This window comes from Aeromicrobium sp. UC242_57 (assembly GCF_044452305.1).
GTDB lineage: Bacteria > Actinomycetota > Actinomycetes > Propionibacteriales > Nocardioidaceae > Aeromicrobium.
Genome location: NZ_JBIOAM010000005.1, coordinates 949,340 through 966,595 on the forward strand (window position 1 = coordinate 949,340; position 17,256 = coordinate 966,595).

General features: G+C 67.6%; 21 protein-coding genes and 7 pseudogenes. 22 read left to right on the forward strand and 6 right to left on the reverse strand.

Annotation, left to right across the window (positions count from 1 at the left end):
• The first annotated feature begins 33 nt into the window (after positions 1–33).
• The 10 genes and pseudogenes from ACHMWU_RS27500 (at position 34) to ACHMWU_RS27545 (ending at position 5,837) form a co-directional block, all read left to right on the forward strand.
• Positions 34–513 carry a siderophore-interacting protein gene (locus ACHMWU_RS27500; protein WP_396048681.1) on the forward strand — a complete coding sequence of 160 codons (480 nt, stop codon included), beginning with the start codon at positions 34–36 and terminating at the stop codon, positions 511–513.
• Between the two features lie 38 nt (positions 514–551).
• A pseudogene (locus ACHMWU_RS27505) lies at positions 552–1,495 on the forward strand (FecCD family ABC transporter permease).
• Between the two features lie 86 nt (positions 1,496–1,581).
• Positions 1,582–2,184: pseudogene (locus ACHMWU_RS27510) on the forward strand (iron chelate uptake ABC transporter family permease subunit); the annotation flags it as partial.
• A 58-nt stretch (positions 2,185–2,242) separates the two neighbouring features.
• Entirely contained in the window at positions 2,243–2,542 is a 300-nt protein-coding gene (locus ACHMWU_RS27515) for an iron chelate uptake ABC transporter family permease subunit (RefSeq protein WP_396049253.1), read from the forward strand.
• Positions 2,543–2,549: 7 nt separating this feature from the next.
• Positions 2,550–2,780 (forward strand): annotated as a pseudogene (locus ACHMWU_RS27520) (ATP-binding cassette domain-containing protein); the annotation flags it as partial.
• Between the two features lie 92 nt (positions 2,781–2,872).
• Positions 2,873–3,292 (forward strand): ABC transporter ATP-binding protein, encoded by a 420-nt coding sequence (locus ACHMWU_RS27525; RefSeq protein ID WP_396048682.1) that lies wholly within the window; start codon positions 2,873–2,875, stop codon positions 3,290–3,292.
• A gap of 230 nt (positions 3,293–3,522) precedes the next feature.
• Positions 3,523–4,062 (forward strand): transporter substrate-binding domain-containing protein, encoded by a 540-nt coding sequence (locus ACHMWU_RS27530; protein ID WP_396048683.1) that lies wholly within the window; start codon positions 3,523–3,525, stop codon positions 4,060–4,062.
• Positions 4,005–4,238: a hypothetical protein gene (locus tag ACHMWU_RS27535; protein WP_396048684.1), complete on the forward strand. Its 234-nt coding sequence runs from the start codon at positions 4,005–4,007 to the stop codon at positions 4,236–4,238. The genes ACHMWU_RS27530 and ACHMWU_RS27535 overlap by 58 nt, the downstream gene beginning before the upstream one ends.
• Before the next feature lie 92 nt (positions 4,239–4,330).
• Positions 4,331–5,101: an amino acid ABC transporter permease gene (locus ACHMWU_RS27540; protein ID WP_396048685.1), complete on the forward strand. Its 771-nt coding sequence runs from the start codon at positions 4,331–4,333 to the stop codon at positions 5,099–5,101.
• 1 nt (position 5,102) lies between these two features.
• Positions 5,103–5,837: an amino acid ABC transporter ATP-binding protein gene (locus tag ACHMWU_RS27545; RefSeq protein WP_396048686.1), complete on the forward strand. Its 735-nt coding sequence runs from the start codon at positions 5,103–5,105 to the stop codon at positions 5,835–5,837.
• On the opposite strand, the gene ACHMWU_RS27550 is transcribed toward ACHMWU_RS27545, so the two are convergent.
• The 4 genes and pseudogenes from ACHMWU_RS27550 to ACHMWU_RS27565 form a co-directional block, all read right to left on the reverse strand.
• On the reverse strand, positions 5,825–6,568 hold the full coding sequence (locus ACHMWU_RS27550; RefSeq protein ID WP_396048688.1) for an NAD(P)-binding domain-containing protein: 744 nt from the start codon (positions 6,566–6,568) through the stop codon (positions 5,825–5,827). The two genes, ACHMWU_RS27545 and ACHMWU_RS27550, sit on opposite strands and share 13 nt — an antisense overlap.
• A gap of 173 nt (positions 6,569–6,741) precedes the next feature.
• Positions 6,742–6,870 (reverse strand): annotated as a pseudogene (locus ACHMWU_RS27555) (NAD(P)-binding protein); the annotation flags it as partial.
• 33 nt (positions 6,871–6,903) lie between these two features.
• Positions 6,904–7,263 (reverse strand): alpha/beta fold hydrolase, encoded by a 360-nt coding sequence (locus tag ACHMWU_RS27560; RefSeq protein ID WP_396048689.1) that lies wholly within the window; start codon positions 7,261–7,263, stop codon positions 6,904–6,906.
• Complete coding sequence (locus ACHMWU_RS27565) at positions 7,163–7,681, reverse strand: alpha/beta fold hydrolase (protein ID WP_396048690.1); 519 nt, start codon at positions 7,679–7,681, stop codon at positions 7,163–7,165. The genes ACHMWU_RS27560 and ACHMWU_RS27565 overlap by 101 nt, the downstream gene beginning before the upstream one ends.
• A gap of 128 nt (positions 7,682–7,809) precedes the next feature.
• On the opposite strand from ACHMWU_RS27565, the gene ACHMWU_RS27570 reads away from it, so the two are divergent.
• The 4 genes from ACHMWU_RS27570 to ACHMWU_RS27585 all read left to right on the forward strand — a co-directional run bounded on the left by ACHMWU_RS27570 (position 7,810) and on the right by ACHMWU_RS27585 (position 10,572).
• Positions 7,810–8,289, forward strand: coding sequence for a CoA transferase (locus ACHMWU_RS27570; protein WP_396048691.1), 480 nt, complete (start codon positions 7,810–7,812; stop codon positions 8,287–8,289).
• Positions 8,286–8,972 carry a CoA transferase gene (locus tag ACHMWU_RS27575; protein ID WP_396048692.1) on the forward strand — a complete coding sequence of 229 codons (687 nt, stop codon included), beginning with the start codon at positions 8,286–8,288 and terminating at the stop codon, positions 8,970–8,972. Before ACHMWU_RS27570 ends, ACHMWU_RS27575 begins: the two co-directional genes overlap by 4 nt.
• A 42-nt stretch (positions 8,973–9,014) precedes the next feature.
• Positions 9,015–10,157 carry an acyl-CoA dehydrogenase family protein gene (locus ACHMWU_RS27580; protein ID WP_396048693.1) on the forward strand — a complete coding sequence of 381 codons (1,143 nt, stop codon included), beginning with the start codon at positions 9,015–9,017 and terminating at the stop codon, positions 10,155–10,157.
• A gap of 64 nt (positions 10,158–10,221) precedes the next feature.
• Entirely contained in the window at positions 10,222–10,572 is a 351-nt protein-coding gene (locus ACHMWU_RS27585; protein WP_396048695.1) for a hypothetical protein, read from the forward strand.
• Here ACHMWU_RS27585 and ACHMWU_RS27590 read toward each other — a convergent pair.
• On the reverse strand, positions 10,569–10,862 hold the full coding sequence (locus ACHMWU_RS27590) for a hypothetical protein (RefSeq protein ID WP_396048696.1): 294 nt from the start codon (positions 10,860–10,862) through the stop codon (positions 10,569–10,571). The genes ACHMWU_RS27585 and ACHMWU_RS27590 overlap by 4 nt on opposite strands.
• Before the next feature lie 62 nt (positions 10,863–10,924).
• On the opposite strand from ACHMWU_RS27590, the gene ACHMWU_RS27595 reads away from it, so the two are divergent.
• Positions 10,925–11,050 carry a hypothetical protein gene (locus ACHMWU_RS27595; RefSeq protein ID WP_396049320.1) on the forward strand — a complete coding sequence of 42 codons (126 nt, stop codon included), beginning with the start codon at positions 10,925–10,927 and terminating at the stop codon, positions 11,048–11,050.
• Positions 11,051–11,178: 128 nt separating this feature from the next.
• Here the strand turns inward: ACHMWU_RS27595 and ACHMWU_RS27600 are convergent.
• A pseudogene (locus ACHMWU_RS27600) lies at positions 11,179–11,226 on the reverse strand (hypothetical protein); the annotation flags it as partial.
• A 225-nt stretch (positions 11,227–11,451) separates the two neighbouring features.
• Between ACHMWU_RS27600 and ACHMWU_RS27605 the strand changes: the two are divergent.
• The 7 genes and pseudogenes from ACHMWU_RS27605 to ACHMWU_RS27635 all read left to right on the forward strand — a co-directional run.
• Entirely contained in the window at positions 11,452–12,669 is a 1,218-nt protein-coding gene (locus tag ACHMWU_RS27605) for an acetyl-CoA C-acetyltransferase (RefSeq protein WP_396048697.1), read from the forward strand.
• 35 nt (positions 12,670–12,704) lie between these two features.
• Entirely contained in the window at positions 12,705–13,676 is a 972-nt protein-coding gene (locus ACHMWU_RS27610) for an enoyl-CoA hydratase/isomerase family protein (RefSeq protein WP_396048698.1), read from the forward strand.
• A 28-nt stretch (positions 13,677–13,704) separates the two neighbouring features.
• Complete coding sequence (locus ACHMWU_RS27615) at positions 13,705–14,826, forward strand: 3-hydroxyacyl-CoA dehydrogenase family protein (RefSeq protein WP_396049254.1); 1,122 nt, start codon at positions 13,705–13,707, stop codon at positions 14,824–14,826.
• Between the two features lie 721 nt (positions 14,827–15,547).
• Complete coding sequence (locus ACHMWU_RS27620) at positions 15,548–15,811, forward strand: hypothetical protein (RefSeq protein WP_396048699.1); 264 nt, start codon at positions 15,548–15,550, stop codon at positions 15,809–15,811.
• On the forward strand, positions 15,808–16,119 hold the full coding sequence (locus ACHMWU_RS27625) for an ABC transporter substrate-binding protein (RefSeq protein WP_396048700.1): 312 nt from the start codon (positions 15,808–15,810) through the stop codon (positions 16,117–16,119). Before ACHMWU_RS27620 ends, ACHMWU_RS27625 begins: the two co-directional genes overlap by 4 nt.
• Positions 16,116–16,943 (forward strand): annotated as a pseudogene (locus ACHMWU_RS27630) (FecCD family ABC transporter permease); the annotation flags it as partial. The gene ACHMWU_RS27625 and the pseudogene ACHMWU_RS27630, both read left to right, overlap by 4 nt.
• 31 nt (positions 16,944–16,974) lie before the next feature.
• A pseudogene (locus tag ACHMWU_RS27635) lies at positions 16,975–17,022 on the forward strand (hypothetical protein); the annotation flags it as partial.
• Positions 17,023–17,256: the final 234 nt, after the last annotated feature.

The following is a 17,256-nucleotide window of genomic DNA, read 5'->3' on the forward strand; positions in this document are numbered from 1 at the left end:
CCACGTCCTCTGCCGCCGAGCCGCAAGTACAGCGTGCGTGCCTACCGCCCAGAGGTGCACGAGCTCGACCTCGACTTCGTCCTGCATGAAGGTGGCTTGGCGTCGACATGGGCCCAGGCGGCTGCGGTCGGCGATCCGGTCGCGGTGGCCGGCCCGCCGGGCGCCGTCGCCTTCCCGCAGCACCACGCGCACTACGTCCTGGCGGTCGATGCGACAGCCCTGCCGGCCGCAGCCCGCTGGCTCGAGGAGGCGCCCGCTGACGTCCGAGCCCATCTGGTCATCGACAGCACCGAGCGGGGATATCCCTTGGCGGTGCGCGGCGGTGTCGAGGTCATCTGGCTCGATCGCGGTGGGCTCGCTGAGACCGTGCAGTCGCTCGAGCTGCCCGAGGACACCTTCGTCTTCGCAGCTGGCGAGGCCGATGCCGTCAAGCCGCTGGCGCGCGTGGAGCCGCGGCCGGTACGACGCACTCGTCACGGGCTACTGGAAGAGTGGCGTGATCGATCTCGATGACGACTGAGGCACGACGAACGGGGCTTCTGCTCGTTGCGATGCTCGTCCTGCTCGCGGTCGTGGTGGCGAGCCTGGCCATCGGAGCCCGATCGGTCGCTCCGCTCGAGGTGTGGCGCGCGCTGACGGATCCGCGCCCGATCGACGACCACTACGTCGTCCGGGACGTCCGGGTGCCGCGCACGATCCTCGGACTGCTGGTCGGCGCTGCCCTCGGCGCATCCGGCACCCTGGTGCAGACCCTGACCCGCAACCCCTTGGCCGAGCCCGGTCTCCTCGGGGTCACCGCCGGAGCCTCCTTCGCGATCACGGTGGGCGCCGCAGCCGGGCTGGCTGGAGGGCAGGTGGGTCATCTCGCCCTGTCCATGGTCGGAGCCGTCGTCGCCGCTGCTGCGGTGTACGCGGTCGGTCGGACGTCGCCGCTGCGGCTGGTCCTGGCCGGTGTCGCGCTGTCGGCGGTCCTGTCCGGCATCACCTTGGGCCTGCGACTGATGGACCCGCAGGTCTTCAACCGCTACCGGTTCTGGTCGATCGGCTCGCTCGCCGGTCGTGGCAGCTGTCGCTGGCCCTGCCGGTAGCTGTCGTCGGGATCGGTCTGGTCGGCACGCTGCTCGTGACCCGGCCGCTGAACGCCCTCGCCCTGGGCGAGCAGGTCGGTCACACCCTCGGCGTCAACGTCATCCGCACCCGGATCGCCGTGCTGCTGCTCGTGACCTTGCTGGCGGGAGCCGCGACGGCGATTGCCGGACCGATCGCGTTCGTCGGGTTGATGGTGCCGCACCTGGCCCGCCGGCTCGCGGCGGGATCTATGCCCTGGCTGATGGCGTTCACGGTCGTCGTGGGCCCGTTGCTGCTGATCGCATCCGATGTCGCCGCGCGCCTGCTGCTGCCGACAGGGGAGGTCCCGGTCGCGGTCGTGACCGCGTTCGTCGGCGCCCCCGTGCTGATCTGGGCCGTCCGTCGCTACGGAGCGGGGGCGCTGTGAGCACACGTGCGGGAGGCAAGCCGTTCGTGCTGCGCCTCGGTCGAGCATCGGCCAGGATCGAGCGCCGCACGGCTGTCACGAGCCTGGTGCTCGTCGCCCTCACGCTGGCCGTCGCGTTCATCGCGCTGTGCCGCGGCGCTCAGTGGGACAGCCCGGGGCATGTCGTGTCGGCGTTGCTGGGCGGTGACGGAAGCGTCGTCGTCCAGGAGTGGCGTCTGCCGCGGGTGACCGGCGCGATCGCCTTCGGAGCCGCTCTCGGACTGGCGGGTGCGATCTTCCAGAACCTGACCCGCAACGCACTGGGCAGCCCCGACGTCATCGGCCTCGACGCGGGTGCCTACACGGGCGCCCTGATCGTCATCACGCTGCTGGGTGCGACGTCGGCGCAGCTGGCAGTCGGGTCGATGATCGGCGGGCTGCTGGCCGCCGCCGCGATCTACCTGCTCGCGCTCAAGTCGGGCTTCAGCGGCCTGCGGCTCATCGTGATCGGCATCGCCGTGAACGCGATGCTGACCGCCGTCAACTCGTGGATCGTGCTGCGGGCCGAGCTCCGAGGTCGCGATTGCTGCATCGTTCTGGAGTGCGGCTCGTTCAACGGGATCGGCTGGCAGGACCTGGTGCTTCCGTTCGCCGTGCTCGCGCTGCTGGTGGCCGTCCTGGCGACGCTGTGGCGGGGGATGGGGCAAGCCGCGCTGGGTGACGCTGGCCGTGACCTCGGGCATCTCGCTGCCACGGCTGCGGATCATGATGGTCGTCGTCGGCGTGGGCTGCACGGCCATCGTCACCGCCGTGACGGGACCGATCGTCTTCATCGCCCTGGCTGCGCCGCAGATCGGCCGCCGGGTCGCCGGCGCGGCAGGTGTCCCGCTGGTGCCGGCCGCCTTGACGGGTGCGCTGCTGCTGCTCACCGCCGATCTGCTCGCCCGCTTGCTGATCGCGCCGGCCTCGCTTCCGGTCGGGGTCGTCACGACCGCCATCGGCGGCGGCTACCTGCTGTACCTGCTGGCCACCGAAGTCTCGTCTCGACAAGCCTCCTCACAGAACTAGGATGCCCATGAACTCGCGCCTGTCCGCCCACGAGGTGACCCTCGCCTACGGCGACCGGATCGTCTCGACGGGGTTGAGCGTCGACATCCCGGCACGTTCCTTCACCGCCGTCGTCGGCGCGAACGCCTGCGGCAAGTCGACCCTGCTGAAGTCGCTGGTCAGGCTGCTCTCACCCACCAGCGGGGCCGTGCTGCTGGACGGCCGCGACATCGCCGGCACCAAGCCCAAGGTGTTGGCGCGCGAGCTGGGCTTCTTGCCGCAGGGACTCGTCGCGCCCGAGAGCATCCGGGTGCGCCAGCCGTCGCCCGCGGGCGTTATCCGCACCAGCGCTTGCTGTCGACGTGGTCGCCGGCGGACGAGCGCGCCGTGGACGCGGCGATGGAGTCGGCCGACGTCACCGGGCTCGCCGACCGAGACGTCGACGCGCTGTCGGGCGGCCAGCGTCAACGGGTCTGGATGGCGATGGTGCTGGCCCAGGAGACTGCCTACCTGCTGCTCGACGAGCCGACGACCTTCCTCGACATCGCCCACCAGTACCAGCTCCTGCGCATGCTGGCCCGCCTGCGCGACGACGGCCGCACGATCGTGGCGGTGCTGCACGACGTCAACCAGGCCTGCCGGTACGCCGATCATCTGATCGCGATGAAGGACGGGGCCGTCGTCGCCGAAGGCGCGCCGAACGACATCGTCGACGCTGACCTGATCCGCACCGTGTACGGCTCGACAGCCTCGTGCTGCCCGATCCGTTGACCGGCACTCCGATGGTCGTTCCGCATCCCTGAGGCCCCTGGTTGGCTGCGATCACGGGGCGAGACGTACGTCACGGACCACCCCGGTCGTTAGGATTCGGGTATGAAGATCACCCCCAAGGGCGGCCTCACCGCCCTGGCGGCACTGACGCTTGCGTTCACTGCTGCCTGCGCCCCCGCCGATTCCGACGGCAAGAAGACCGATGACAAGGCCGAGACGAGCCTGTCGGCGTGCAAGCCCGCCGACCTGGCCCTCCAGACCGCCGGCAAGCTGACCGTCGCGACCGACGACCCGGCGTTCGAGCCCTGGTTCAGCGACAACGACCCCAGCAACGGCCAGGGATTCGAGAGCGCCGTGGCCTATGCCGTGGCCGAGAAGCCGGCTTCGCCAAGGACGACGTCACGTGGGTCAAGGCCGGCTTCAACCAGGTCATCCAGCCGGGCAAGAAGGCCTTCGACTTCGACATCAACCAGTTCTCGATCTCCGAGAAGCGGGCTCGCGCGGTCGACTTCTCCAGCCCGTACTACTCGGCCGCTCAGGCCATCATCACGCTCAAAGACGGAAAGTTCGCCAGCGCCACGAGCCTGGCCGACCTCAAGGACGCCAAGCCGGCGCGCAGGTCGCCACGACCTCGCTGGCGGCGATCAAGTCGCAGATCGCCCCGTCGACCGACCCGCTCGTCTACGACGACACGACCAAGGCCGCGCAGGCCTTGCAGAACAAGCAGGTCGACGCGATCGTCGCCGATCTGCCCACCGCGTACTACCTGACCGCCGCTGAGCTCGACGGAGCCACGATCGCCGGGCAGTTCCAGCCCGACACGGGCAAGCAGGAGGAGTTCGGCCTGCTGCTGTCGAAGGGCAGCGAGCTGACCCCGTGCGTCTCGGCCGCAGTCGACGCGCTCGCCGCCGACGGCAGCCTCAGAAGCTCGAGGAGAAGTGGCTGAACCAGGCCACGGACGTCCCTGAGCTGCAGTGATGCCCAGCGCTCGCCAGCTCGAACGCGAGCAGTTCCGCCGCCGCCGCACCCTTCGTCGGGGTGCGGTGGGCGGCCGTCTCGACCCTCATCGTGCTCGGCGGCATCACGATCGCCGTCACGCAGTCGCCCGGCTGGGAGCGCGTGCAGGCCACGTTCTTCAGCTGGACCGACGCCAAGGAGTCGTTCCCCGACATCGCCAGGTCGTTCTGGCTCAACATCAGGCTGTTCCTCGTCATCGAGGTGCTGGTGCTCATCGTGGGTGTGGCGGTCGCCGTCGTGCGGGTCGTGCCGACCCCGGCGCTGGCACCGCTGAAGATCCTCGCCGTGATCTACGCCGACGTCTTCCGGGGGACGCCGACACTGCTCGTCGTCCTGCTGATCGGCTTCGGCCTGCCAGCACTGGAGCTGGGTGGCATGCCGACCAGCCTGTTCTGGCTGGGCGTCATCGCCCTCACGCTGAGCTACGGAGCGTATGTCGGTGAAGTCATCCGCGCCGGCATCTTGTCGATCCATCCGACGCAGTGGGCGAGCGGCCGAGCCTTGGGCCTGTCGTACGGACAGACGATGCGGCAGGTCGTGCTCCCGCAGGCGATCCGCCGTGTCGCGCCGCCGCTGCTCAACGACTTCGTGTCGCTGCAGAAGGACACCGCCCTGCTGGCCACGATCGGTCTGGTCGAGGCGTTGCGGTCCGCCCAGGTCTACGCGGGCGACAACTTCAACTTCACGCCGTACGTCGTGGCGGCGTGCTTCTTCATCGTGGCGACGATTCCGCTCGCCCGCTTCACCGACTATCTGACGGTGCGCTCGCTGCGCCGCGAGAACGGACTGTGACATGGCAGGCATGCTGAGGGCCGACGCCGTCCGCAAGTCGTTCGGTGCCAACGAGGTGCTGAAAGGCATCTCGTTGGACGTCGCCCAGGGTGAGGTCGTGTGCCTGATCGGTGCGTCCGGCTCGGGCAAGTCGACGTTCTTGCGGTGCCTCAACCTGCTGGAGCAGGTCGACGACGGCGACATCTGGCTCGACGACGTCGAGATCACCGATCCGCAGGTCGACGCCGATGACGTCCGACAGCGGGTCGGCATCGTCTTCCAGGCCTACAACCTGTTCCCGCACCTGTCGGTGCTGAGCAATGTGTGTCTCGGACCGGTCAAGGCGTTGGGTCGTGCTCGGTCCGAGGTCGAGGTCGAGGCGATGGGGCTGCTCGACCGGATCGGGTTGTCGGCCAAGGCCAAGTCGTACCCCGATGCGCTGTCGGGCGGTCAGCAGCAGCGGGTCGCCTTGGTGCGCGCCATCGCGATGCGTCCGCAGATCCTGCTGCTCGACGAGATCACCTCGGCGCTCGATCCGATGCTGGTCGGCGAGGTGCTCGACGTGATTCGAGACCTGCGGCGTGACGGCATGACGATCATCATGGCGACGCACGAGATGACGTTCGCCCGCGAGATCTCCGACCGGATGGTCTTCATGGCCGATGGTCAGGTCGAGGAGTCGGGACCGCCGGAGCAGCTGTTCACAGCACCGCAGAGTGCTCGGACAGCGGAATTTCTCGCCCGTCATCGAGGCTGAGCCAGTGGGCGACCCCGCGGGCGGCGGTGCGGCCGGCCCGGTTGGCGCCGATCGTGCTGGCTGACGGTCCGTAGCCGACGAGCTGCACGCGGGGATCGGCGACAGCGGTCGTGCCGTCGAGCTGGATCCCGCCGCGCCGGGCTGCGCAGGTGCAGCGGCGCCAGGTGGCCGATCGCCGGCCGGAAGCCCGTGGCCCACACGATGACGTCAGCTCGTTCGAACGCGTCGGCCCACCGCACCCCGTCGGGCTCGATGCTGCTGAACATCGGTCGCCGGTCGGCGTACGCTCCCAGACGTTCGGCGGCCCGTTCCTGCTCGCGCAGTCGTAGTCCCGTGACGCTCACGACGCTCTGCGGGGGGAGGCCCTGCCGTACCCGTTCCTCGACCTTCGCGACGACTTCGCGGCCGACCTCCGGGGTGAAGTCGCGATCGATCCACACCGGTTCGCGTCGGGTGACCCAGACCGTCTCGGCGAGGGGGGCCAGCGCACCGAGGAACTGGACGGCGGAGGCGCCGCCGCCCACGACGATGACGCGCTTGCCACGGAAGTGCTCGGGCCCGGGGTAGTCGACGGTGTGCAGCTGCTCGCCGAGGAAGGTCTCCTGCCCCGGATAGTGCGGGACGAAGGGCTGGGTCCAGGTGCCGGTCGCGTTGACCACCGTGCGGCTGGTCCACGTCTGCGTGTCGGTCTCGACGACGAGCAGGCCGTCGCGATCGCGGACGTGCTGCACGGCGACCGGCCGGACGACCGGCAGGTCGAACTGCTGCTCGTAGCCGGCGAAGTACGCCGGGACGAACTGGTTGGCCCGGTCGGTGCCGTGATCGGGGGGAGCTCGAGGCCTGGCAGGTCGGCGACCCGGTGGACGTCGTTCATGGTCAACGCGTCCCAGCGGTGCTGCCAGGCTCCGCCAGGCCGGTCGTTGGAGTCGAGCACCACGTGGCGGACCCCCAGGCGACGCAGGTGGTACGACGCCGAGAGTCCGGCCTGTCCGGCCCCGATGACGACGGAATCCAAGGTCTCCACACTTGTCACAACCCGAAGCTCACGCCAAAAAGTCCCGCGAGATCAGGCGGCTGTCTCCTTGATGACCTGGGTCACCAGCTCGGGGTTGTCGACCATCGGCACGTGGCCGCAGCGGGGGAGGGCGACGTGCCGGACGTCGGGCAGCCGTTCTTGTGCGAGCGCCGACTGCACGTACGGCAGGATCAGGTCGCGGGTTCCCCAGGCGATCGTCGTCGGGACCGGCAGCGGACTGTCGAACTTGTAGGTCAGGCCCGACTTCAGGGTCTTCTCGAAGCCGGTGCACCGCTTGAGGGCGAGGGCGTCACCGTAGACCTCGGCGGCGGTGAACCGCTCGGGGTGGACGTAGAGGGTGGATCCGGCGAGCTTGCGACCGAACGCGCTGCGCGAGACCGCCCGCAGCACGGGTGCCGGCAGCAACGCTGAGCCGCAGCAGCAGCAGGAAGAAGAAGGGCTGCAACATGTTGAACGGGCCGAAGAAGCCGGCCGGGCTCAACGCCGTGACGGATCTGGCCAACCCTCGTGCACCGAGCTCGAGCGCGATCGCGCCGCCGAGCGAGTTGCCGACGACGTGCGGCTTCTCGATGCCCCACACCGAGAAGTTCGCTGCGATGTTGGCGGTCGCATAGTCCATGTTGTAGGGGATTCCGGCAGGGTAGCCGGGTGACTCACCGAAGCCCGACAGGTCGATCGCGATGACGTCGTAGGACTCGGCGAGGGTCTCGAAGACCGGGTCCCAGGCCTGGCGGCGGTGGCCGATGCCGTGGATGAGGACGAGTGGCTCGCCGGAGCCTTTGCGGGTGTAGACCAGCTCGGAGAGCATGGGCCGTCCTTTCGCCGAGAACTAGGTGACATCGATTCGTGTGACATCGATAGTGACACATTCCGATACCGACGGTATGCGAACTGGATCACTTGCAACCGTGACAGTGTTACTGTCACAATCCCGGTGTGACTTCTTCCCAGCCTTCAGGTCCCCTCCACGGTGTCCGTGTCGTCGAGCTCGTCGGTATCGGCCCGGGTCCGTTCGCCGCCATGATGCTGGCCGACCTCGGTGCTGACGTGATCCGGGTCGACCGCCCGGGCGGCAACGCCATGCAGGTCGCACCGCCGCAGCAGGACATCCTCGGCCGCGGGCGACCGTCCGTCGCGGTGGACCTCAAGAATCCCCGGGGGATCGAGGTCGTGCTCGACCTGGTGAGCTCGGCCGACATCCTGATCGAAGGACTGCGCCCCGGCGTGACCGAACGCCTCGGCCTCGGCCCGGCCGAGTGCCACGACCGCAACCCGGCGCTCGTCTACGGCCGGATGACGGGGTGGGGGCAGAGCGGACCGTTCTCGCAGGCTGCCGGTCACGACATGACTACATCGCCGTCGCCGGTGCGCTCGATCCGCTCGGGCGGGCCGGCGGGCCGCCGCAGTTCCCGATGAACCTGCTCGGTGACTTCGCCGGCGGCTCGATGTTCCTCGTCGCGGGCGTGCTCGCGGCACTGACGCATGCCCGGGCCACGGGCCAGGGGCAGGTCGTCGACGCCGCGATCACCGATGGCGCAGCTGCCCTCCTGGCGATGCACCAGTCGATGCAGCAAGGCGGCACCGCTCCCGGCCCGCGAGGGCGCAACCTGCTCGACTCCGGCGCCCCGTTCTACGACGTGTACGAGACCTCCGACGGGCTCTGGATGTCGGTCGGAGCGCTCGAGCCGCACTTCTACGACGCGCTGGTCGCGGGACTCGAGCTCGTCGACGTGCCCGATCGCAACGACCCCGCGCAGTGGAAGGCGCTGCGCGAGGTGCTGACCGCGACGTTCAAGCAGCGCACCCAAGCCCAGTGGGCCGAGGTCTTCGACGGGACCGATGCCTGTGTCGCGCCGGTCGTCCCCCTCCGTGACGCCATCCATCATCCGCACAATGCGGCGCGCGGAACCTACGTCGAGAAGGACGGGCTCGTGCAGGCCGCACCCGCCCCGCGGTTCTCGGCCACGCCGGCCACGCTCACGACGCCGCCGGAGATCGCAGGCGCCAGCACGACCGAAGCGCTGACCGCCTGGGGCATCGCCGACGTCGACCAGCTCGTCGCCGACGGCGTCGCCGTCCAGGCCGAACCGACCACCTGACCCGCCAACCGACCACACGCACCTGATCAGAAGAGGACAACTATGAAGCGAACTATCTTCGACACCGATCACGACGCATTCCGTGACACGGTCCGCTCCTTCTGCGAGAAGGAGATCGCGCCGCACCACGATGAGTGGGAGAAGGACGGCATCGTCCCGCGAGACGTGTGGACCAAGGCCGGCGACCTCGGACTTCTCGGCTTCATGATGCCCGAGGAGCACGGCGGCGGTGGCGTGACCGACTTCCGGTACAACGCGATCCTCCAGGAGGAAGTCACCCGGATCGGTGCCAGCGGCATCGGGTTCGTGATCCAGACCGACCTGGTGTCGACGTACCTGCTCTCGCACGCGACCGACGAGCAGAAGGCGCGCTGGTTCCCCGGTTTCTGCAGCGGCGAGATCATCACGGCGATCGCCATGACGGAGCCGGGCACCGGTTCAGACCTCCAGGGCATCAAGACCACCGCGGTCAAGGACGGCGACCACTACGTGGTCAACGGCTCCAAGACCTTCATCACCAACGGCATCAACGCCGACCTCGTCCTCGTCGTGTGCCAGACCGATCCGGCTGCCGGCGCGCTCGGCTTCTCGATCCTCGTCCTCGAGCGCGGCATGGAGGGCTTCGAGCGCGGCCGCAATCTCGACAAGATCGGCCTCAAGGCGCAGGACACCGCCGAGCTGTTCTTCGACAACGTCCGCGTCCCGGCCAACAACCTGCTCGGCGAGGAGGGCAAGGGATTCATCTACCTGATGGAGAAGCTGCCGCAGGAGCGCATGTCGATCTCGGTGGTAGCCGCTGCTGCCAGCCGCCGCATGATCGAGATGACGCTCGACTACGTCAAGGAGCGCAAGGCGTTCGGCAAGCCGATCGGTTCGTTCCAGAACTCGCGCTTCACGCTGGCCGAGCTGCACACCGAGGCGACGATCGGGGAGGTCTTCGTCGATGAGTCGATCATGCGGCTCAACGCCGGCGAGCTGACGGTCGACGATGCGGCGATGGGCAAGTGGTGGACGACCGAGCTGCAGAAGAAGGTCGCCGACCAGTGTCTGCAGCTGCATGGTGGCTACGGCTACATGACCGAGTACCCCATCTCGAAGGCCTACCTCGACACGCGCATCCAGACGATCTACGGCGGAACCACCGAGATCATGAAGGAGATCGTCGGCCGCGGCATGGGTATCTGAGGTTGTCCACAGATGTCCCCTGACCCCTTCCGCGCGGTCAGGGGACACATCTAGCGTGATACCTATGAGTGACATTCAGAACTGGGCCATGATCGTGGGCACGTTCAGCTTGATGCTGACGTTCATCGGATTGATCCTGCGCATTTTCGGCAGGAACATGGATATTCGCTTCGATGCCGTGAAGGACCTGATGGCGGCTGGGTTCGAGAGCGTTGACCGACGGTTCGAGCAGGTTGACCGACGGTTCGAGCAAGTCGACAAGCGGTTCGAGCAGGTCGACAAGCGGTTCGAGCAGGTCGACAAGCGGTTCGAGCACGTGGAGAAACGACTCGACCGCATCGAGGTGCGCGTCGACGGTCTAGATCGCGATGTCACGCTGCTGACCCGACAGCTGTTGGGGCCCGATGCGCCCTAGGTGCGGCGGCGAACTGTCTCGCGCTTGGACTCGTCGATCGCGCTCTCGTAGGCCGTGACGAGTGCCTGGATCGTGAGCGGCTTGAACCGTTCGACCAGAGCCGTGATGTCCTCAGGGGTGCGGCCCGAGGTTCGCAGCTGAGGCCACCACATGGTCCGAAAGACCTCGGTGAGGTCGCGGGCGACGGCCTTGCCTGCGTCGTCGAAGATCTTGCGGGAGGCGTGCGCGACCTCGATCGGCATGTCGGTCTCGATGAACTGGATACCGACCGCGAGGTGGGCGGGCGCCACCTGGAAGCGTCCTCGACCGGTGTGGGCTCGACGACGCCGAGGGCGATCAGCATCTCGATGTCGTGATCGGTCAGCGCGCGTCCGGCCCGCATCTCCAGTGCCGGACGATCGAGCTCTTCGGGGCGATCGGCCATCCACGGTGCCAGCAAGGTGCGGTGCAGGGCGACCTGCTCGGGTGTGGCGTCTGACGGGATGTTCTCGAGGTATCCCTCGATCGCCGACAGGGTGAACCCGTGGGCCTGCAGCTCACGGACGGCTCGAGGCGGGCAATGTGGTCGGGCCCGTAGAAGCCGTTGCGGCCTTCGCGACGGGGCGGTGGGATCAGTCCGCGACCGGCATAGAAGCGGACAGTTCGTACCGACATGCCGACGCGCGAGGCGAGTGTTCGACACTCAGCGTCTCCGCGGGCTGGGGGCTCATGAGGTCGAGGCTAGTGCACGTCTGTCTGTGCGAGAGCAGTCACACACCCCTGACCCTTGGACTTTGACAGTGTTGGTGTCACAATCATCAGTGCCACTGTGCTGGCGACCCAATGTCCAAGAATCGCGAGCATTCGAATCTCCGAGACTCTTCTCTAAGGAAACAGTCCATGACCGAAGCCTTCGTCTACGACGCCATCCGCACCCCCCGAGGTCGCGGCAAGAAGTCCGGATCACTGCACGAGGTCAAGCCGATCTCGCTGGTGACCGGTCTGATCGACGGATCCGCACCCGTAACCCCGAGCTCGACACCGACGCCATCGAGGACCTCGTGCTCGGCTGTGTCTCGCCGGTCGGCGACCAGGGTGCCGACATCGCCAAGACTGCTGCGCTCGCCGCCGGTCTGCCCGACTCCGTCGCCGGTGTCCAGCTCGAACCGCTTCTGCGCCTCTGGCCTCGAAGCGGTCAACCAGGCCGCAGCGCGGGTGCGCTCAGGCTGGGAAGACCTGATCCTTGCCGGTGGTGTGGAGTCCATGAGCCGGGTGCCCATGGCCTCCGACGGTGGCGCCTGGGCCATGGACCCGCAGACCGCCTTCGACACCGACTTCGTGCCGCAGGGTATCGGCGCCGACCTGATTGCCACGATCGAGGGCTACAGCCGTCTCGACGTCGACACCTTCGCCGCCGAGTCGCAGGCGCGCGCCGCCAAGGCCATCGCCAACGGCTACTTCAACAACTCGGTGATCCCGGTCAAGGACGCCTCGGGCCTGACGATCCTCGACCATGACGAGTTCGTCCGCGAGGGCACGACCGCCGAGAGCCTCGGCGCGCTGGCGCCCTCGTTCGCCCAGATCGGTGACCAGGGAGGCTTCGACGCCGTCGCACTCGAGAAGTACCACTGGGTCGAGAAGATCAACCACGTCCACCACGCCGGCAACTCGTCAGGCATCGTCGACGGCGCCGCACTCGTGCTGCTCGGCACGGAGGCCGCCGGTGAGCGCCACGGCCTGAAGCCGCGTGCACGCATCCTGTCGGCTGCAGTCTCGGGCTCGGAGCCCACGATCATGCTGACGGGCCCCGGCCCGGCCAGCCACAAGGCACTCGAGCGTGCGGGTCTGACGGTCGGCGACATCGACCTGCTGGAGATCAACGAAGCCTTCGCCGCAGTTGCCCTGCGCCTCATGAAGGACCTCGGCGGCTACCCGCACGACCAGACCAACGTGAACGGCGGATCGATCGCGATGGGACACCCGCTCGGCGCGACCGGCGCGATGATCCTCGGCACCCTGGTCGACGAGCTCGAGCGTCGCGATCAGCGCTACGGCCTGGCCACGCTGTGCGTCGGCGGCGGCATGGGCATTGCCACCGTCGTCGAGCGCCTCAGCTGATCCCCTCACCCCCATCTTCTTGAAAGAGAACACACATGACTGAAGCAGTGCGTTACGAGGTCGAGGGCGGAATCGTCAATCTCGTCCTGGACGATCCCAACCAGAGCGCCAACACCATGAACGCCGACTACGCCGAGTCGATGGGCAATGCCGTCGACCAGCTGGTCAAGGACATCGCGAACGACCCCGCGAGCATCAAGGGCGTCATCGTCTCCTCGGCGAAGAAGACCTTCTTCGCCGGTGGCGACCTCGAGCTCATGACGCAGGCGACGCCGGCTGATGCCGAGCGCCTGTTCGACGAGGTCGAGACGATCAAGGCCACGCTGCGCAAGCTCGAGACGTCCGGCAAGCCGGTTGTCGCGGCCATCAACGGAGCTGCCCTCGGTGGCGGTCTCGAGATCGCCCTGGCCTGTCACCACCGCATCGCGGTCGACGGCGGTTACCAGGTCGGACTGCCCGAGGCGACGCTCGGTCTGCTGCCCGGCGGCGGCGGTGTGACCCGCACGGTCCGCATGTTCGGCATCTCCGATGCCTTGATGAAGTTCCTGCTCCAGGGTCAGCAGCGCGTCCCGGCCAAGGCTCTCGCCGAGGGTCTTGTCGACGGCTCGTCGCGACCCAGGACGGCTGATCCCGGCCGCCAAGGCCTGGATCGAGGCCAATGCCGACAACGCCGAAGCAGCGACGCAGCCATGGGACCGCAAGGGCTACCGGATGCCGGGCGGACTGCCCTCCAACCCCAAGCTCGCGGCGTTCCTGCCGGCCTTCCCGGCCAATCTGCGCAAGCAGACCAAGGGCGCGCCCTACAAGGCGCCGCGCAGCATCATGTCGGCTGCGGTCGAGGGCGCTCAGGTCGACTTCGACACCGCGTCCCGGATCGAGTCGCGCTACCTGGTCGAGCTCATCGTCGGCCAGCAGTTCAAGAACATGACCCAGGCGTTCTTCTTCGACCTGGGTGCGATCAACGCTGGCAAGTCGCGTCCCCAAGGCATTGCGCCCACCAAGGCTGAGAAGGTCGCCGTGCTCGGCGCAGGCATGATGGGAGCGGGCATCGCGTACGTCTCGGCGAAGGCCGGCATGCAGGTCGTCCTGAAGGACATCTCGCTCGAGGCAGCCGAGAAGGGCAAGGCGTACAGCCAGACCATCGTCGACAAGGCCGTCGCACGCGGTCGCCTGACGCAGGAGAAGGCCGACGCGCTGCTGGCCCTCATCAAGCCGACCGCTGACTATGCCGACCTCGAAGGTTGCGACTTCGTCGTCGAGGCCGTCTTCGAGTCGGTCAAGCTGAAGCACGAAGTCTTCGCGGAGGTCGAGAAGGTCGTCCGTCCAGACGCCCTGCTCGGCTCGAACACGTCGACGCTGCCGATCACGATCCTGGCTGACGGGGTCAAGCGCTCCGAGGACTTCATCGGGATCCACTTCTTCTCGCCGGTCGACAAGATGCCGTTGGTCGAGATCATCGCCGGCAAGGACACGTCCGACGAGGCCATCGCTCGCGTCATCGACTACACCAAGGCGATCAAGAAGACGCCGATCGTCGTCGGTGACAGCCGCGGCTTCTTCACGAGCCGCGTCATCGGCACGTTCGTCAACGAGGGCATCGCGATGCTCGCCGAGGGCGTCTCGCCGGTCAGCATCGAGCGGGCCACGGTCCAGGCGGGTTTCCCGGCGCCTGTGCTCCAGCTCAGTGACGCTCAACCTCGAGCTGATGGTCAAGATCCGCAACGAGTCGAAGGCCGCAGCAGAGGAGGCCGGCCAGGTCTGGGACGCCAACGCTGCCGAGGGTATCATCGACACGATGATCGAGATCGGCCGTCCGAGTCGACTCAAGGGTGCCGGCTTCTACGAGTACGTCGATGGCAAGCGCACCGGCCTCTGGCCGGGTCTGGCCGAGCAGTTCCCGGTGGCAGCAGAGCAGCCGGCGTTCGAGGACCTCAAGGAGCGTCTGACGTTCATCATGAGCCTCGAGACGATCAAGTGCCTCGACGAGGGGCTGCTGTCGGTGCCCGATGCGAACATCGGCTCGATCTTCGGGATCGGCTTCCCGGCCCTGCAGGGCGGTGCGATCCAGTACGTCAACGGCTACGAGGCCGCGGACGGCTCGATCGGCGTCGCGGCGTTCCTGGCTCGCACGCAGGAGCTGGCCGAGAAGTACGGTGACCGCTTCAACCCGCCTGCCTCGCTGGTCGAGAAGGCCAAGAACGGCGAGAAGTTCGTCTGATCTGACGATGCAGCGCTGCCCCTGGACCCTCGGGTCTGGGGGCAGCGTCGTTGTCGCGTCGAGGGAGTCGCGCCGTCCGACCTGCTACCGGGTCTCAAGCGGCTCGAGAATCCGGTCGAGCTTGCGGCTGTGCACGCAGACTCAGCGCCTGGGGATGAGGAACATGTCACACAGCTCTCAACTGGATGGATAGGCTTACCTAAGTTACGGTAAGGAGATTGTCCCTCGAAAGGTGCGCCTCGTGAAGCGAATGTTGATCCTGTCCGCCGCAGCTCGCTCCTGGCCGGCTGCGGATCGTCCTCTGAGTCCGCCTCCGATGACAGTGCGGCGACGGGCCCGTGGACCTACACGTCAGGCGATGGCAAGACCTACACCGCAGACAAGACACCCCAGCGGATCATCGCGCAGGGCGAGGCAGCAGCCGCCCTGATCTCGTTCGGCATCAAGCCGATCGCGATCTACTCCAACGACCCGGTCAAGACCAACAAGTCGCTCAAGGACCTCGACCTGTCCGGCATCGAGATCCTGAGCGAGACGTACGGCAAGATCGACGCCGAGAAGGCTGCTGGTCTGCGGCCCGACCTGATCGTCTCCTCCTACTGGCCCCTCGAGAAGGCCTATGGCGGTTTCGAGGCCAGCGTCGAGGACTCCGCCAAGAAGGTGGCCAAGCTCGCCGACGTCGTGGGTCCGGCCGAGGGCGACTCCGTCGAGACGAAGCTCGAAGGCTACGAGGAGCTGGCCGAGTCGCTGGGCGCCGACGTCGACGGGGCCACGATCGCGAAGGACAAGGCCACCTATCAGGCCTCGGTCGACCGGTTCAAGAAGACCGTGGCAGGCAAGAAGGGACTGACCTCTCTGGCGGTCTCGCCGGCCGAGGACCTCCTCTACGTCGCGGTGCCCAGCGAAGCCTCTGAGCTGCAGTGACCTTCGCCCGGTGGGGTCTCGACATCATCGATCCCGACAGCCCAGATCCGTCGTTCCCCTACTGGGAGAACCTGAGCTGGGAGAATGCCGACAAGTACCAGCCCGACTTCGTGCTGCTGGACGACCGCGATCTCGCCAACAGCCTCAAGGTCGCCAAGGCCCAGCCCACCTGGCCGAGCATCAAGGCCGTCGAGGCCGGTGCAGTCGTCAACTGGCCTGCCTACTGGATCCACACCTACAGCGACTACGCCGAGCAGCTCGACGATCTGAGCGACGCGATCGAGAAGATCGATCCCTCGCTGACATGACGGTGACGGCGCAGGCCGCTCCTGGTCTGGAGCAGCGGCCGCGGCACCGGTCCGCGGCGCTGCTCTCGACGGGCTTCCTGGTGCTCGTCGGAGTTCTCGTGGTGGTCTGCTTCTTCAGCATCACGCTGGGTGCCCGCGGCGTCGGAGTGTCGACGATCTGGAAGGCCTTCACCGACTACGACCCGTCGGTGGCCGCCGAGACGGTGATCCGCGAGCTGCGAGTGCCGCGCACGCTGATCGGCATCCTGGCCGGTGCCGCTCTCGGGCTCAGCGGGGCGATCCTGCAAGGCGTCACGCGCAACCCGCTGGCCGATCCCGGAATCATGGGGATCAACTCAGGCGCAGCAGCCGCGATCGTGTTCGGCATCATGGTGCTCGGCGCGCAGTCAGTCAGCACCTACGTGTGGTTCGCGTTCGCAGGTGCTGGCGTCGCGACGGTCACGGTGTACGGCATCGCCTCCTTCGGTCGCGAAGGTGCGACACCGGTCAAGCTGGCCCTGGCCGGTGCGGCCGTGACAGCAGTGCTCACGTCGATCACGACAGCCATCGTGATGACGAACGTCTCGGCGCTCAACGAGCTGCGCTTCTGGCAGGTGGGCTCGCTCGCGGGACGCTACTTCCCGGTGTTCTGGCAGACGGCCCCGTTCCTGCTGCTCGGCATCGTCCTCGCGCTCTGCGCTGGACGTGCCCTGAACGGTCTCGCGCTCGGCGAGGACCTGGCGCTCGCCTTGGGCCAGCGCGTCCGGCTGACCAGGGTCGTGATGTTCGTGACGGTCGCGATCCTGTGCGGCGCCGCCACAGCGGCGTGCGGGCCGATCGTGTTCGTCGGACTCATGGTCCCCGCACCTGGCGCGGATGATCTGCGGCCCCGACTACCGCTGGATCCTGGCCTACTCCCTGCTGCTCACGCCGATCGTCCTGCTGGTCGCCGACATCATCGGTCGGGTCATCATCTCTCCGGGCGGCTGCAGGTCGGCGTGGTTCTCGGGGTCATCGGGGCACCTGCCTTCATCCTGCTCGTCCGCTACCGCAATCTCGCGGAGCTCTGATCGCCATGACAGACCTTCTCGAGATCCCTGTGGTCCGGTCCGGTCGGCGGCAGCGCCGCCGTCGCGCCGCCATCGTCACGGGCCTGCT

Coding starts and splice junctions, on each gene's coding strand:
- ACHMWU_RS27605 (WP_396048697.1), top strand. CDS start 11,452: ATGACCGAAGCCTTCGTCTACGACGCCATCCGCACCCCCCGAGGTCGC.
- ACHMWU_RS27610 (WP_396048698.1), top strand. CDS start 12,705: ATGACTGAAGCAGTGCGTTACGAGGTCGAGGGCGGAATCGTCAATCTC.
- ACHMWU_RS27515 (WP_396049253.1), top strand. CDS start 2,243: ATGGTCGTCGTCGGCGTGGGCTGCACGGCCATCGTCACCGCCGTGACG.
- ACHMWU_RS27615 (WP_396049254.1), top strand. CDS start 13,705: ATGGGAGCGGGCATCGCGTACGTCTCGGCGAAGGCCGGCATGCAGGTC.
- ACHMWU_RS27575 (WP_396048692.1), top strand. CDS start 8,286: ATGAACCTGCTCGGTGACTTCGCCGGCGGCTCGATGTTCCTCGTCGCG.
- ACHMWU_RS27565 (WP_396048690.1), bottom strand. CDS start 7,681: ATGCTCTCCGAGCTGGTCTACACCCGCAAAGGCTCCGGCGAGCCACTC.
- ACHMWU_RS27585 (WP_396048695.1), top strand. CDS start 10,222: ATGAGTGACATTCAGAACTGGGCCATGATCGTGGGCACGTTCAGCTTG.
- ACHMWU_RS27580 (WP_396048693.1), top strand. CDS start 9,015: ATGAAGCGAACTATCTTCGACACCGATCACGACGCATTCCGTGACACG.
- ACHMWU_RS27545 (WP_396048686.1), top strand. CDS start 5,103: ATGGCAGGCATGCTGAGGGCCGACGCCGTCCGCAAGTCGTTCGGTGCC.